Origin of the sequence: Streptomyces sp. NPDC090119 (assembly GCF_044747085.1) — a bacterium.
GTDB lineage: Bacteria > Actinomycetota > Actinomycetes > Streptomycetales > Streptomycetaceae > Streptomyces.
Genome location: NZ_JBIVDK010000006.1, coordinates 508540 through 524033 on the forward strand (window position 1 = coordinate 508540; position 15494 = coordinate 524033).

12 protein-coding genes are annotated in these 15494 nt (G+C 72.0%); 4 read left to right on the top strand and 8 right to left on the bottom strand.

Annotated features, from left to right (window positions below):
- Window positions 1–53 precede the first annotated feature (53 nt).
- Window positions 54–560, top strand: coding sequence for a CGNR zinc finger domain-containing protein (locus tag ACIPPM_RS27010; RefSeq protein ID WP_401452424.1), 507 nt, complete (start codon window positions 54–56; stop codon window positions 558–560).
- Between the two features lie 107 nt (window positions 561–667).
- Here ACIPPM_RS27010 and ACIPPM_RS27015 read toward each other — a convergent pair whose 3' ends face one another.
- Window positions 668–2011 (bottom strand): UDP-glucose dehydrogenase family protein, encoded by a 1344-nt coding sequence (locus ACIPPM_RS27015; RefSeq protein ID WP_401452426.1) that lies wholly within the window; start codon window positions 2009–2011, stop codon window positions 668–670.
- Between the two features lie 178 nt (window positions 2012–2189).
- Between ACIPPM_RS27015 and ACIPPM_RS27020 the strand changes: the two genes are divergently transcribed.
- Window positions 2190–3350 (top strand): acyl-CoA dehydrogenase family protein, encoded by a 1161-nt coding sequence (locus ACIPPM_RS27020; protein ID WP_389006831.1) that lies wholly within the window; start codon window positions 2190–2192, stop codon window positions 3348–3350.
- Between the two features lie 63 nt (window positions 3351–3413).
- Here the strand turns inward: ACIPPM_RS27020 and ACIPPM_RS27025 are convergent, their stop codons facing one another.
- Window positions 3414–4685, bottom strand: a complete 1272-nt coding sequence (locus ACIPPM_RS27025; protein ID WP_401452428.1) for an LCP family protein — start codon at window positions 4683–4685, stop codon at window positions 3414–3416.
- A gap of 119 nt (window positions 4686–4804) precedes the next feature.
- On the opposite strand from ACIPPM_RS27025, the gene ACIPPM_RS27030 reads away from it, so the two are divergent.
- On the top strand, window positions 4805–5353 hold the full coding sequence (locus ACIPPM_RS27030) for an acyl-CoA thioesterase (protein ID WP_389006837.1): 549 nt from the start codon (window positions 4805–4807) through the stop codon (window positions 5351–5353).
- A 292-nt stretch (window positions 5354–5645) separates the two neighbouring features.
- On the opposite strand, the gene ACIPPM_RS27035 is transcribed toward ACIPPM_RS27030, so the two are convergent.
- From ACIPPM_RS27035 to ACIPPM_RS27055, 5 genes are all read right to left on the bottom strand, one after another.
- Entirely contained in the window at window positions 5646–7019 is a 1374-nt protein-coding gene (locus ACIPPM_RS27035; RefSeq protein WP_401452502.1) for an LCP family protein, read from the bottom strand.
- A 345-nt stretch (window positions 7020–7364) separates the two neighbouring features.
- On the bottom strand, window positions 7365–8966 hold the full coding sequence (locus ACIPPM_RS27040; RefSeq protein ID WP_401452430.1) for an LCP family protein: 1602 nt from the start codon (window positions 8964–8966) through the stop codon (window positions 7365–7367).
- A 113-nt stretch (window positions 8967–9079) separates the two neighbouring features.
- Window positions 9080–10828: an LCP family protein gene (locus ACIPPM_RS27045; protein WP_401452432.1), complete on the bottom strand. Its 1749-nt coding sequence runs from the start codon at window positions 10826–10828 to the stop codon at window positions 9080–9082.
- A 233-nt stretch (window positions 10829–11061) separates the two neighbouring features.
- Window positions 11062–12234: an LCP family protein gene (locus ACIPPM_RS27050; RefSeq protein WP_401452434.1), complete on the bottom strand. Its 1173-nt coding sequence runs from the start codon at window positions 12232–12234 to the stop codon at window positions 11062–11064.
- A gap of 106 nt (window positions 12235–12340) precedes the next feature.
- Complete coding sequence (locus tag ACIPPM_RS27055) at window positions 12341–13096, bottom strand: TIGR03089 family protein (RefSeq protein ID WP_393607192.1); 756 nt, start codon at window positions 13094–13096, stop codon at window positions 12341–12343.
- Between the two features lie 256 nt (window positions 13097–13352).
- Between ACIPPM_RS27055 and ACIPPM_RS27060 the strand changes: the two genes are divergently transcribed.
- Complete coding sequence (locus ACIPPM_RS27060; RefSeq protein ID WP_401452437.1) at window positions 13353–14435, top strand: sugar phosphate nucleotidyltransferase; 1083 nt, start codon at window positions 13353–13355, stop codon at window positions 14433–14435.
- A gap of 6 nt (window positions 14436–14441) precedes the next feature.
- Here the strand turns inward: ACIPPM_RS27060 and ACIPPM_RS27065 are convergent, their stop codons facing one another.
- Window positions 14442–15455 (bottom strand): DNA-3-methyladenine glycosylase family protein, encoded by a 1014-nt coding sequence (locus ACIPPM_RS27065; RefSeq protein ID WP_401452439.1) that lies wholly within the window; start codon window positions 15453–15455, stop codon window positions 14442–14444.
- Window positions 15456–15494: the final 39 nt, after the last annotated feature.

Below are 15494 nucleotides of genomic sequence, written 5' to 3' on the forward strand. Positions count from 1 at the left end.
GGTTACCGGTAACGGTTACCTCATGGTCCCGCATGAGAGGTAACGTCGCAAGCATGAGTGAGAGATCGGCCGCGCCGGGCAGCCTCGCCCTGGTGGAGTCCCTGGTGAACACCCTGGACATCGAGAGCGGCCGGGACGCGCTCGACACCGAGGAGGGCCGCGCGGGCCTCGGGATCGGCGACGACGAGCTGGACACCGCCCGCGCGCTGCGCGAGTCGCTGCGCGCCGCCCTCCTCGCGCACGCCGGACACCCGCCGCACGCCACGGTCCCCCCGCTCGGCGAACTGCTGGCCCACGCCCCGCTGTTGGTCGCCGTCGACGACACCGACGGCTCCGCCGCACTCACCCCCGCCGACACCGGCCCACTGCTCTCGCGGGTCGCGGCAGCCGTCGCCGGGGCGCTGGTCGAGGGCACCTGGCAGCGGCTCAAGGCGTGCGAGGCGCCGACCTGCCACTGGGCGTACTACGACCGCAGCCCCGCCGGACGGGGCCGCTGGTGCTCGATGCAGGTGTGCGGGGCACGCGCGAAGATGCGCCGCTACCGGGCCAAGGACAGGTAAGAGCCGGGGGGTTGACCGGCCGCCGCCCGGCCAAGTGGTGCACAATGCGCACAGACGCCGGTTCGGCCGACTGAGCCTCGGCCGAACCGGCGTCGTGGAACAGCGGGTTACGCGGTCGGGCGGCCCATCGCCCGGTACGTCCAGCCGGCCTTGCGCCACGGCTCCGGGTCCAGCGCGTTACGCCCGTCCAGCACCAGTCGGGCCGCCGCGACCTCGCCCAGCTCCGCCGGGTCCAGCTCGCGGAACTCCCGCCACTCGGTCAGGTGCAGCACCACGTCCGCACCCTGGACCGCCTCCCGTGCCGAGTCGGCGTAGCCCAGCGTCGGGAACAGCTTGCGGGCGTTCGCCATGCCCTTCGGGTCGTACACCGTGACCTGGCCGCCCTGGAGGTGTATCTGACCGGCCACGTTCAGCGCGGGGGAGTCCCGGACGTCGTCGGAGTCGGGCTTGAAGGTGGCGCCGAGCACCGCGACCCGCTTGCCGAGGAACGAGCCACCACCGAGCGCCTCCCGCGCCATCTCCACCATCTGCCCGCGACGGCGCATGTTGATGGAGTCGATCTCGCGCAGGAAGGTGAGCGCCTGGTCCGCACCCAGCTCACCGGCGCGCGCCATGAACGCCCGGATGTCCTTGGGCAGGCAGCCGCCGCCGAAGCCGATCCCGGCGCGCAGGAACTTCTTCCCGATCCGTTCGTCGTGCCCGATGGCCTCCGCCAGCTTCACCACGTCGCCGTCGGCGGCCTCGCACACCTCGGCCATCGCGTTGATGAAGGAGATCTTGGTGGCGAGGAAGGAGTTCGCGGCCGTCTTCACCAGCTCGGCGGTCGGGAAGTCGGTCACCACGAAGGGGGTGCCCTCGCCGAGCGGGGTCGCGTACACCTCGCGCAGCAGCTTCTCCGCCCGCTCGCCGCGTACGCCGACCACGATCCGGTCCGGGTGCAGGGTGTCCTGGACGGCGAAGCCCTCACGCAGGAACTCCGGGTTCCACGCCAGCTCGGCGTCGGCCCCGGCGGGCGCGTGCTCGGCGAGGTAGGCGGCGAGCCGGTCCGCCGACCCGACCGGCACCGTCGACTTGCCGACGACCAGCGCCGGGCGCCGCAGATGCGGGGCGAGGGAGGCGATCGCGGAGTTCACGTAGCTCATGTCACAGGCGTACTCGCCGTGCTTCTGCGGGGTGTTCACGCAGACGAAGTGCACGTCGCCGAACTCCGCCACCTCGGCGAAGTCGGTGGTGAAGCGGAGCCGTCCGGTCGAGCCCTCGATGCCCGCGACATGCGCGCGCAGCAGCTCGTCGAGGCCGGGCTCGTACATCGGGGTCTCGCCCCGCTCCAGCATCGCGATCTTCTCGGGGACCACGTCGAGCCCCAGCACCTCGAAGCCGAGTTCGGCCATGGCCGCGGCGTGTGTGGCGCCGAGATAGCCGGTGCCGATCACGGTGATCTTGAGGCTCATGGGTGCTCCAGCCGGGGTACGTCGATGATGCGGCCCCCGAGCATAGTCGTGCGGCGCGCGGGGGAAATCTCCCGCTGTCGTCAAGCTCACCTATGCGGGCCGGGAGCGGCCGATTAAACTTCAGTTACTTAACGGTAATTAGCGTCAGTTTCACTGTGTCTTTGGAGCGTGAGAGACCGTGGCCGGATCGGCTGACTTCGACCTGTACCGCCCGTCCGAGGAGCACGACATGCTCCGCGACAGCGTCCGCTCGCTGGTCGAGGCGAAGATCGCGCCGTTCGCCGCCGCCGTGGACGAGGAGGCCCGCTTCCCGCAGGAGGCGCTGGACGCCCTGGTCGCGGGCGACCTGCACGCGGTCCACGTCCCGGAGGCGTTCGGCGGCGCCGGTGCCGACGCGCTCGCCACGGTCATCGTGATCGAGGAGGTGGCCCGCGCCTGCGTGTCCTCCTCGCTGATCCCGGCCGTGAACAAGCTCGGCTCCCTCCCGGTGATCCTCTCCGGCTCCGAGGAGCTGAAGAAGAAGTACCTGGGCCCGCTCGCCAAGGGCGACGCGATGTTCTCGTACTGCCTCTCCGAGCCGGACGCCGGTTCGGACGCGGCGGGCATGAAGACCAAGGCGGTCCGCGACGGCGACTTCTGGGTGCTCAACGGCGTGAAGCGCTGGATCACCAACGCGGGCGTCTCCGAGTACTACACGGTGATGGCGGTCACCGACCCGACGAAGCGCTCGAAGGGCATTTCCGCCTTCGTGGTCGAGAAGTCGGACGAGGGTGTCTCCTTCGGCGCCCCGGAGAAGAAGCTCGGCATCAAGGGCTCCCCGACCCGCGAGGTCTACCTCGACAACGTCCGCATCCCCGCCGACCGCATGATCGGCGAGGAGGGCACCGGCTTCGCCACCGCGATGAAGACGCTGGACCACACCCGCATCACCATCGCCGCCCAGGCCCTCGGTGTCGCGCAGGGCGCCCTGGACTACGCCAAGGGCTACGTCCAGGAGCGCAAGCAGTTCGGCAAGCCGATCGCCGACTTCCAGGGCATCCAGTTCATGCTGGCCGACATGGCGATGAAGATCGCCGCCGCCCGCGCCCTGACCTACCAGGCCGCGGCCGCCTCCGAGCGCGGCGACGCCGACCTCACCTTCCAGGGCGCGGCCGCCAAGTGCTTCGCCTCGGACGTGGCGATGGAGGTCACCACGGACGCCGTCCAGCTGCTCGGCGGCTACGGCTACACCCGTGACTACCCGGTCGAGCGCATGATGCGCGACGCCAAGATCACCCAGATCTACGAGGGCACCAACCAGGTCCAGCGCGTCGTGATGGCCCGCAACCTGCCGAAGTAGCAGCCGGTACGCCGAAGGCGCCTCCCCTGCTCGACGGGGGAGGCGCCTTCGGCGTGTACGGGCTCAGTTGCCCGAGACCGTGACCGTCTCGTCGTTCTTCAGCTGGTCGACCAGGGTCTTCACCTTCGCTTTGTCCCAGACGAGGTTGCCGCCGACGGAGCCGGAGACGGGCATGTTCATCGACTTGCCCTCGCCGCCGCTGACGCCCTTCATCGCCCAGAACATCGAGGCCAGGTCGAACAGGCCCATGTCCTTGTCGACGCTGAGGGAGTCCAGGCCCGCGCCCATCGTCGGGTAGAACTTGAAGGGGTTCAGCACGGTCGACGGGGTCGCCACCTGGTGGGCCAGCGCCGCGAGGAACTTCTGCTGGTTCTTGGTCCGCTCCAGGTCGGAGGCGGCGAAGGCGTGCCGGGTGCGGACGAAGGCGAGGGCCTGCTCGCCGTTGAGGGTCTGCTCGCCCGCCTGGAAGTCGGCGCCGGAGTACTTGTCCTTGAAGCCCTTGTCGATCTTGATGTCGACGCCGCCGACCGCGTCCACGATGTTGGCGAAACCGGCGAAGCCGATCTCCACGTAGTGGTCGATGCGCAGCCCGGTGTTGTACTCCACGGTCCGGGTCAGCAGGGTCGGGCCGTCCTCGGCGTACGTCGCGTTCAGCTTCGCGTGCCGTCCGCTCGCGGGGTAGACCTTGCCCGAGGTGGAGCCCTTGTAGGAGGGGACGACCACGTCGGAGTCGCGGGGCAGCGATATCAGGGTGTCGCCGTTGGAGCCGACGTGCAGGATCATCACCGAGTCCGTGCGCTGGCCCTCGGCCGACCCCGTGTGGAGTCTCTTCTTGTCCTCGCTCGACATGCCCTTGCGGCTGTCGGAGCCGACGATCAGGTAGTTGGTGCCCTCGCCCTCCGAGGGGCGGTCGATCACCTGGGACAGGTCGACGTCCCGGTTCAGCCTGGAGTCGGCCCAGAAGTAGGTGGCCACCGAGGTGACGAGCAGCACAGCGGCCAGGGTGATCGTGCCCACCTTGATCCGGCGGCCCCAGTTGGGCGCCGGGCGGGGGCCGCGAGTACCGGCCGGGGTGCCGGGGCCGCCCGGACCGCCACCGCCGTAGACCTGGCCGGTGTTGTACCCGCTGTCGTAGCCGTCATGGCCCTGGCCGTCGACGTACGACGGCTGCCTCGGCACCCCGCCGCCGTACTGCGGCGCACCGGGGCCGGGAGGCGCGGCCGGGCGGCGTACCTGCCGCATCACGCGCGGGGCTTCCGGCTGCGCACCGGCGCTGCCGCGTCCGTAGCGGGGGGCGCGCTCGTCGTCGGACCATCCCTCGGGCCAGTCATTCATGCGACCCAGTGTGCAGGGTGCCGACCGATGCCTTACAAGGGTTGTCGGAAAATCGGAGCGCCTCTGTTGCGAACCCGACATAAATTCCGCGAAAGCGGCTTCGGCATAAGGTGGGGGACATGACAGACCAGGCGCCGGCCGCTTCTCCGGAGATTCCGGGCAAGCCCACTTCCGCTTCCCGCACCACCCTCAGCCACATCATGACCCACAACGACACCAACCTTCTGGGGTCGGTGCACGGTGGTGTGATCATGAAGCTCGTCGACGACGCCGCGGGCGCCGTGGCGGGCCGCCACTCCGGGGGCCCCGCCGTCACGGCGTCCATGGACGAGATGGTCTTCCTGGAGCCGGTGCGCGTGGGCGACCTGGTCCACGTCAAGGCCCAGGTGAACTGGACCGGCCGCACCTCCATGGAGATCGGCGTGCGGGTCCTGGCCGAGCGCTGGAACGAGTCCGCGCCCGCCACCCAGGTCGGCTCCGCCTACCTCGTCTTCACCGGCGTCGACGCCGACGGCAAGCCGCGCCAGGTACCCCCGGTGATCCCGGAGACCGAACGCGACCGCCGCCGCCACCAGGAGGCCCAGATCCGCCGCACCCACCGCCTCGCCCGCAGGCGCGCCATCCGCGAACTCCGCGAACGCCGCGCGGCGGAGGGCATCACCGACTGAACGCCCGCGCCGAGCGTCGACGGAACACGGCACGCGCCGCGGGTGCTCTCCGCGCGGGACGGATCGATACGGTGATCGAGCCCCGGTGGATCTCCGCTTCAGCCCGCCGCCGACACCGAACCACCACCTCGGCCCCGGCCGACCGGCACCGGGCGGACCGGGGCGAGTCCGACTCCGGGCGAGGCAGCCGCACCTGACGGCGGCCTCACCCGGACCCGCGCCGAGCCCAGGACCCGTTGGTGGGGGAGAGCCGTACCGGCCGCCGCCCCCACCCCGCCCAAGCCGCGCAGCGCTACGCCTCGCCCGAGCACACCACCTCGTCGCCCCGGACCACCGGCGCGTCCGGGGTGGCGATCTGCGGAGCCCTGACCGGGTGGACGGACTTCCAGTCGGTGCCCGCCGTGACGCGGAGGACCGGGCCGAGGCGGGGGACCGGGCGGAGTTCGCTGCCGGGGAGGGCCGTGGCCAGGGAGCGGGCGGAGCGGTCCCAGCGGGGGTCGTAGGAGATCACCGTGCGGGCGACCGGGTGCCCGACGGTCACCGGCCGGTGGGTGGTGGCGAAGCCGGTCGCGGCGAGTGCCGCGTCCACCTTCCGGCCGAGTCCCGCCGTGCCGGTGGCGTTCTCCACCCGCACCCGGACCGAGTGCGGGTCGACCTCGACGGTCGTCGCCGCCGGGGCCTTGCGCACCGGGTGCGTGGCGAGCGGCTTGTCGTCGCGCAGGTTCTTGAAGAGCTGCTCGGACCTGACCGGGTCCCACTTCAGCGTCGAGCCGATGCCCTTCACGGCGAACCCCATCTGCCCGATGGGCACGGTGGTGAACTCCGAGGACGAGGGCGAGAAGTTCCGCATGGCCCGGCCGAGGTCGAGCAGCTCGTCGGTGCCGAAGCCGTTGTCCGCCCGCACCGAGCCGAGCACCGCCCGCGTCACGTCCCGGAACCGCATCGGGTTGAACAGCACCCCCGAGGACGTGGCCCGCTCGATCAGCGCGGCCATGAAACGCTGCTGACGCTGCATCCGGCCCAGGTCGCTCGCCCCGTCGACATGCCGGGCACGGACGTACTGGAGCGCCTGGCCGCCGGCCAGGGTGTGCGGGCCGGGCGCGAGGTCCAGTCCGGTGTAGGAGTCCTTCAGCGGACTTGGGGTGCAGATCTTCACCCCGCCGAGGACGTCCACCGTCTTCATGAAGCTGGTGAAGTCGACCTCCAGATAGTGGTCGACCTTCACATGGGTCATCGCCTCCACCGTGCGCACCGTGAGCTGCGCCCCGCCCTCGGCGTACGCCGCGTTCAGCTTCATCGGGTGCGCGTGGTGCCGCTCACCGGTGGTCTGGTCGACGTGCTCGGGCACCTCGGTGTACGAGTCGCGCGGCAGACTCACCACACTGGCCCGCTCCCGGTCCTCCGAGATGTGCACGATCATCACCGTGTCCGTGCAGTGACAGGGCGCGCCGCCCAGCCGGTACGCGCGCCGCTCCGCCTCGGTGATCTTGTCCCGGCCGTCGGTGCCGACCAGCAGCACGTTCATGCCGTGGCCCGCGCGGGGCCGGTTCTTCATGTCCTTGAAGGCGTCGACCCGGGCGATCCCCGAGTCCAGGCCGGTGACGACCGCGTGCCCGATCCCGGCGGAGGCGAGCACCACCACCGACAGCGCGGTCACCGCCCGCACCGCCCAGCGCGGCCGCCGCTTCCGGGCGAGGGGACGCCGTCGCACCCGGCCGGGCGGCCGCGGCCGACGCGGCGGCCTGGGGGCACCACCCGCACCTCCCGCGCCTCGGGCGGAGGGGGAGGGGGGCCGGGGCGGTCTGGGCAAGGGACACCTCCGGGCTGCGGCCGTACGTGGGAATGTGATCACCGTAGGTCGATACGATCTCCAGCCCACGTCGCGGCCGCGACGGCGCGCACCGGTGTCCCCCGTTCGCGGTAACGCGAGCGCCCCGCACTCGGCGACGACAGGGGAAGGGCCCCTCCCGCAGCCGGGAGAGGCCCTTCCCTTACCACCTGCCGGTGCTGCCTACCACCGGTACGGCTTGTACACGTCCATGCAGGACGTCTGGTCCGAGCCGTTGATGGCGTCCGTACCGCCGGGCAGGTCACCGGCCTTCGGGGCGGCCTTCTTCGGGTAGGTGTCGCCGGTCCGCCAGTCCGTGCCGACCACGACGGTCACGCCGGAGACGTCGGTGGACCGCTCCACCTGCTTCGCGGGGACGCCCAGCGCCTTGGCCACGGCCTGGGCGTCGCCCTCCATGTCGGCACTCGGGTAGCGCACCACCGTCTCGTCGGCGGACGGCGCCGCCGAGGTGTCCGCCTGGGCCTGGGCGTACCCCTTGGCCCCCAGGGCGCTCGCCACCGCGCGGGCGCGGCCGCTGACCGGGGCCAGCGTGCTGCTCCGGGTGCCGTTCTGCACCTGCACCCCGAGCCGGTCGGGGGCGGCCGACGCCGCCTTGACGGGCTCGGCGTCGGCGACGGTCTTCTTCTCCGCCTTGCCGTTCTTGTCCAGCGGCACGTCCTCGCGGAGCATCTGCCACAGCTTGTCGGCGCCGCCCTGCGCGGGCAGCACGTGCGAGTTGTTCCGCGGGTCCTCGATGTTGGGCATGGTCACCGAGGTGATGCGGTTGGTCGGCACCGCCTTCAGCTCCATGCCGAGGTCGTAGAGCTTCTTGACGCTGCCGATCTCGTCGGACACCGTCAGGGACTTGGTGGCCGCCTCCGCCAGGTCCATCAGCCGACCGCTGTCGGTGAAGACGTTCTGGCCCTTGAGCGTGCGGATCATCGAGTTCAGGTACATGTGCTGGGCGCGGGCGCGCATCACGTCACTGCCCCAGGCGTGCCGGGTGCGCAGCCACTGGAGGGCCTGCTCGCCCTGGACCTTGTGCGTGCCCGCGGTCAGTTTCAGGCCGGAGCCGCCGCGCTGGGCGGCCGTGGAGCGGTCCCAGACGTTCTGATTGACGCAGACCCCGACCCCGCCGATGGCGTCGGCCATCCGCACCACTCCGGCGAAGTCGATCGTCATCCAGTGGTCGATGTAGACCCCGGTGAGGTTCTCCCAGGTCGCCAGGGTGCAGCCCGCGCCGCCGCGGGCCAGCGTGGTGTTGATGATGTCGTTGGTCGCCGGGTAGACCTTCCCGGACTTGGCGTCCTTGCACTGGGGGATGTCCACGCGGGTGTCGCGGGGGATGCTCACCATGGCGGCGCTCTGCCGGTCCGCGGAGACGTGGATCAGCATCTGCACGTCACCGAGGGGCGGGTTGTTGCGGTTGTCCTTGCTGCCGCCCAGCTTGACGTTGGCCGCGGAGGCCCGGCTGTCGGAGCCGATCAGCAGGATGTTCAGCGGGGTCTGGCCGTCCGCGTTGGGCCGGGCACGGTGCGCCCGGGAGTCGTCGCTGCCACTGCGCGCCCCCGCCTGAATGTTGCCGTTGAGATGCTCGTAGTACAGGTAACCGGCGCCGGCCGTGCCGAGTATCAGCAGCGCCAGCACACTCGCCGACCAGCGCAGCGCGCGCCGCCCGCCCGGCCGTCCCGCCTGTTTTCCGTCACGCCGCCGACCGCCCCGCCCCGGGCCTCCGTCGCGCGGGCCGTCGGCCCTCGGTGCGCGTTCTCTGGTGCCCTGCGCCACCGAACCCCTCCCCCGTACCCGACTTTGCGACAACTCCCCGTCCTTCCACCACACACGCAGCAAACGGGCCCGTCCCGCGCCGGGTTAGACGCAGGACGGGCCCGATGGGTTACTTACGAGGCGCACTCGACCTTGTCGGCCGTGGACTTGTCGGTCACTTCCGGCGCCTTGGCCGGAGCGGTGAGCGAGACGCCCGCCCCCTTGAAGTCCTTGCCCAGAGTCAGCGACATCGTCGGCAGCCCCTGGGCGTTGGTGACACTCTTGCCCGGCTTCAGCGCCGCGCCGGGCAGACCCATCAGGGCGGCCAGCTCGCGCGCCTGCGGCGCCTGGTCCGGCGCGTACTCCAGCGTCGTCCTGCTCACCTCGGCCGGGGCGTTGCCCGCGTTCTCCGACTTGAGGATGCCCTTCTCGGTCTGCATCCAGATCAGGGCCGCCTGAGCGCTGCCGCCCACCGCGCCGCCGTTCATGATGCGCACCCGCACGTCGGACGGCGCCGACCTGGTGCCCTTCAACCGGGCGGCCAGGGCGTCCTTGGCCGCCTTCTCCTTCTTCTTGACGTCGGTGAAGGAGACGTCGCCGTTGATGGCGTCGAAGATGGCCGGTGCCAGGTCCGGATTGAGGATGACCGTCTTGTGGATGGCACCGTCCGCCGGGTTGTCCTTCACCGGCACCGTCATGAAGGTGATGTTCTTCGGCGGGACCTTCTTCAGCTCGAGGGCTATGTCCTTGAGCGTGCTCACGGTCTTGATGCCCTGGTCGACGGTGAGCGCCTTGGTCGCCGCCTCGGCGAGGTCCAGCAGCTTGGTGGGGTTGGTGAGGGTGTCGCTGGAGGACATGTCCCGCATCAGCGAGCCCATGAACTGCTGCTGCACCTTGATCCGGTCCAGGTCGCCCGCGTTGCCCCAGGCGTGCCGGGTACGGACGAACGCCAGCGCCTGCTCGCCCTCGATCTTGGACGGGCCCGCGGGCAGGTCCAGGTGGGAGTCCTTGTCCTGCACCGCGTGCTTCAGGCACACCTGCACGCCGCCGACCGCCGTGGTCAGCGTCTTGACCGCGTTGAAGTCGACCATCATGAAGTGGTCCGGCGTGATGCCCGTGACCGCCTTCACCGTGCGCATCGTGCAGCCCGCGTCCCGGCCTTCCTGGCCGAGGCTCTCGTTGAAGCGGACCTGGCTGGAGCCGGGGATGACCTTCTTGCTGCCGTCGGGCTGGTTGGTCTCGCAGTCCGGCACGTCCCCGACCAGGTCACGGGGGATGCTCAGCGCCGTCGCGTTGGTGCGGTCCTTGGCGACGTGCAGCAGGATGTTGGTGTCCGCGTGGCCGACGCTGTTCTTGTCGCCGTAGTGGTCGTTGCCCTTGCCGGTGCGGCGGTCCGTGCCGATGATCAGGATGTTGAAGGCGTCGTCCTTGCTGAAGCCCTGCTTCGCCGCGCTGCCGACATCGGTCGCGGAGACGTTGCCTTCCAGGTGCTTGAGATAGAGGTAGCCCGCCGAGCCCGCGGCGACCAGCACCAGCGCCATGCCGCCGCCGGTCCACGCCACGATCTTCTTGGCCTTCGACTTCTTCTTCACCGGGCGCCGGTTGCGCCGTCCCGGCGGCGGTTCCGGCTCGGCCCCCCTGCGGCGGCGCGGCTGCGGCACCTCGGCGTCGCGTTCCGGCGCCTCGCGCACGGGAGCGCCGCCGCGGCCGTGCTCGGCCTCGGGACCGGCGGGGCGACCCCGCCGGGAAGCCCGCGGTCCGGGAACCGGCGACTGCGGAGCGGAATTACTCAGTCGCAGTTCGTATTCGCCGGTGTTCGGATTGAGTACCCACTGGTCTGCGGGGTCGATGTTCTCCGCCCGCCCACGGCTTTGCGCGTCCACGGTTGTCCGAATCCTCCGTCGGGGCCACGCGGCGCCTTCCCCCTCGTAGGCGCTCGGGTCTCGGTGAAACGGTGCGCGGCCGCAGGGCGAGCCTGGCGGGCCGGGTGCACCGGATCGCTCACACTATCCGCCCTGTTCAGGGTCGAGCGACGCCCGTGATGAATTCCACGTTCCTAGAACTGGGCAATCCCGCTCATTCCTCTGAACAAAAGTTCGTCGATTTGGTGTGGGGATTACTCACACGCGTGCACGGCGGCGGTACTGCCCCGGTACGTGGGGGTCGCCGAGGGGAGCTTTCCCGCGTTGTCGTCAGGGGATTTGCCACCGTTTTCCGGCGAAGTGTCCGCCACCTCGACGGGCCGGTCCGCGCGCAGCCGGGCGAACAGCTCCCCGGCCTCCGGCTGCACCAGTTGGTCACGGTCGGAGTCGTAGACGTACGCCTCGCGAGGTGCCGTGAGGAACTGCACATGTTCGGTGGGGATGTCGCGCAGCCCCCGGACCAACCGGTACAAGCCGCGCAGACTCGCCAGTTCGGGGTCGGTGGTGAGGGCGGAGGTCGCCGCGTCCAGCACCGGGTACAGCTTCACCGGGTTCAGCAGCACGTCGTCGCTGCGCACCTTCTCGACCAGCGCGCCGAGGAACCGCTGCTGGCGGTCCATCCGTTCGGTGTCGCTGCCGTCCCCGAGCGTCTTGCGGGCGCGTACGTAGCCGAGCGCCTGCTCGCCGTTGAGCGTGACCCGGCCGGCGGGCAGCCTCAGCTTGGCCGCCTTGTCGTCGATCGGCTCGCGCAGGCACACCCGCACCCCGTCGACGGCGTCCACCAGCTGCTTGAACCCGCTGAAGTCGACGACCATGTGATGGTCGACCCGGATGCCGGTCAGCTCCTCGACGGTACGGATCGTGCAGGCCGAACCGCCCACCTGGAAGGCGGTGTTGAACATGGCGAACGACGGCGCGGCCTGCCCGCCGCCGGTGCGCGGGCAGGCCGGGACGCGCACCATCAGGTCGCGGGGGAGCGAGACGGCGGTGGCGCTGCGCCGGTCGGCCGCCAGATGGAGCAGGATCGTGGTGTCCGAGCGCTCCGTGCCCGAGTCCCGCCCGTACTTCCCGTTGCCGCTCCCGGCCCGGCTGTCGGTGCCGATCAGCAGGATGTTCTGGGCGCCCGACACCAGCGCGGTGGGCCGCTCCTCGTCGTAGCGGGCCAGCTCGCGCGCGGCCGCCTCGTCGGGGGTGATGTTGTCGCTGAGCCGGGCGTACAGCGCCCAGCCCACTCCGCCCGCCGCCAGGAGCAGCACGGCCGCGCCGAGCGCGCCGCCCGTCAGCCACCGCCTCCGGCGCCGCCGTGCGAGGCCGTCCCCGGTGGCCGAGGCGCCGGGCACGGCGGAGTCGTCCGCGCTCTCGGGCACGGCGGCACCACCCCTCGCGGTCGTCCGGACGTCACGTCCTGCTCTCCTACGACCATGGCGGCGCGGACGGCCCGAGGCCGCCCTTTGCTGGGCCTAACGGGTGGCCTCAGTGCCGGGAGGCGGTCACCCGCTCGGTGTCGATGCGCTGCGCCAGCGCGTCGGGGGACAGCTTGTCGAGGTTGCGGCACAGCACCACGGAGCCCCCGGCGGCCAGCGGCGCGTACAGCCCCGCGCTCAGCCCGGCCCAGGTGTCGTACGGCAGCCCCGACAGCAGCCGGGAGCCCGGCCCGGTCAGGTCGAGGCCGGGCGCGTCGGCGAGCGCCCGCTCCACCACCTCGGCCGCGCTGAACTCGGCCCCGGCCACGATCAGCGCGGGCTCCTCCGGGTCCACCGGTGCGAAGGGGGCGAACTGGTCGCCCTGGCCCGGCACCTCGGCGGCGTAGTCCATGAAGCCCTCCGGCACCTGCGGGAACCGGCCGCCCAGCGGGCGCAGCGCCAGCGCGACCCGCTCGCCCCGGCAGGCCCGCGCCTCCTGAAGGGTGTCCGGCCCGCTCACCACCACGTCCGCGGCGGCCGGGTTCCCGGACACGTCGGCGACCGCACCCACCGACGCGCACGCCAGCAGCCACACGGCCGTCTGCCAGTGCGCGGGCAGCAGCAGCGCGACCCGGTCGCCGGGGGCCACGGACAGTTCGCCCTGGAGCAGATTGGCGGTCTTGGCCACCCAGTTGGCGAAGGTGGCGACGGACAACTCGACGCGTTCGCCCGTGGCGTCGTCGTAGAAGGTCACCAGGGGGCGTCCGGCGTCCGCGGCGAGCGCGGAACGCAGCAGGTCGGCTGGGGTGCGATCGGTGGCGTTCACCCGCGCAAGGGTACGGGGCGAAGCCGCGCCCGACGGCCGCTCAGAACGGCTGCCCCGGCCCGTACATGAGCGGGGTCCGGCGGTGGCAGCCTCCTGGCGGGCGGCGCCGCCCGCGCGGACGCGTACGGCCGGGGGACGACGTACGCCGATCTCCAGGACATCGCGCGGCCATGGGGGTCGCCGTCGCACCGCACGCATACACTGACCGGCCGAAACGACACGTTCCGCCGGTCCCGGCAGGAAGCGGAGACGACAGGTGACAGAAGCGATCCTCCTGGTCGGCGGCAAGGGCACGCGGCTGCGGCCGCTCACCGTGCACACGCCCAAGCCCATGGTCCCGGCGGCCGGGGTGCCGTTCCTCACGCACCAGCTGGCGAGAGCGAGAGCGGCGGGCGTCGACCACGTCGTCCTCGCCACCAGCTATCTCGCCGAGGTCTTCGAACCCCACTTCGGCGACGGCTCCGCCCTCGGCCTGCACCTGGAGTACGTCACCGAGACGGAGCCGCTGGGCACCGGCGGCGCCCTCCGCAACGTGGCCGCACGGCTGCGCTCCGGCCCGGACGAGCCCGTCCTGGTCTTCAACGGCGACATCCTCACCGGCCTCGACATCCGGGCCCTGGTCGACACCCACGAGTCCACCGGCGCCGATGTCTCCCTGCACCTGACCAAGGTGGCCGACCCCCGCGCGTACGGGCTGGTCCCCACCGACGACACCGGGCGCGTGCTGGCCTTCCTGGAGAAGCCGCAGACGCCCGAGGAGATCGTCACCGACCAGATCAACGCGGGCGCCTACGTGTTCCGCCGCTCCGTCATCGACACCATCCCCGCCGGGCGCCCGGTATCCGTGGAGCGCGAGACCTTCCCCGGCCTGCTGGCCGCCGGGGCGCACCTCCAGGGCATGGTCGACTCCACCTACTGGCTCGACCTCGGCACCCCGGCCGCCTTCGTGCGGGGCTCGGCCGACCTCGTCATGGGCCGCGCGCCCTCACCCGCCGTGCCCGGCCGGCGCGGGGACCGGCTGATCCTGCCCACGGCCAGGGTCGCGCCGGACGCGAAGCTGACCGGGGGCACGGTGGTGGGCGAGGGCGCGTTCGTCGCCGAGGGGGCGCGGGTGTGCGGGTCCACGATCCTGCCGGGCGCGGTCATCGAGCCCGGCGCCGTCGTCACCGACTCCCTCATCGGCAGCCGGGCCCGCGTCGGCGAACGGTCCGTCCTCACCGGCGCGGTCATCGGCGACGGCGCGGTGGTCGGCGCCGACAACGAGCTGCGGGACGGGGTCCGGGTGTGGTGCGACGCGCGTATCCCGGCCGGGGCGGTCAGGTTCTCCTCCGACCAGTAGTCCCGCTCACCACCGGCCGATGTCCGTCTTCCGCATCTTCGGGTGCCTGCGGGCCGGGGTGTTGCCGCTGAGCAGGACGTAGCGGGCGGCCCGGTGCCGCTGGCCTTCGGGGGCGTACGGCTCCAGCAGGCGCAGCATCTCCGCGTCGTCCGCGTCCCGGTTCCCGGCCAGCGCCCAGCCGATGATGCGGGGCAGGTGCAGATCGCCCGTGGTCACCGCGTCCGGCGCGCCATGGCTGCGCTGCACCACCTCGGCCGAGGTCCACGGGCCGACGCCGGGGACGACCTCAAGCCGGGCTCGCGCCTCGGCCGGGGGCATCCCCACCGTCTGCTCCAGCCGCGCGGCCAGCCGGACGGCCCGCAGGATGGTGGAGGCCCGCTTGTCGTCCACGCCCGCCCGGTGCCACTCCCAGGACGGGATCAGCGCCCAGGTCCGGGGCGCGGGCATCACCCACATCGGGCGCTCACCCGTACCGGCCGGGCCCGGTGCGGGCTCCCCGAACCAGCTCACCAGCCGCCGCCACGCCCGGTACGCCTCGTCGGCGGTGACCTTCTGCTCCAGCACCGACGGGATCAGCGACTCCAGCACCAGCCCGGTCCGGGTCAGCCGTAGTCCGGGACGCCGGTGCCGGGCGAGGGCGACCAGCCGGTGCCGGGGCTCGAAGACGTCGGGGTCGTCGGCGGCGCCCAGCAGCTCGGGCAGCCCCTCCAGCAGCCAGTCGGCGCCGGGCCCCCACGCCTCGCCGCGGACCTCGCCGCCGCACGCGTACACGCGCAGCGTGCCGGGTCCGGCGGGCGTGCGGGTGGCCCGCCACACCGAGCCGTCCCGGGTCGCGCGGAACGTCGGGTCACCGCCGCCGCGCCGCAGCGGCCCCAGCACCAGCCCGACGTCGTACGGCCCCTCCGGCACCCAGGTCCGCGTCCGGGGCCCGGCCGCCTGCCGGGGCACCACGGGCGCCGGAACCCCGCCGTCGCGCACGGTCGCGTGCGACGGGGGCCGGGGGGCGAAACGTCCTGCCACGGGGAGGGGTCCTAGGGGTGCGGATGGGGTCGGGGGTGC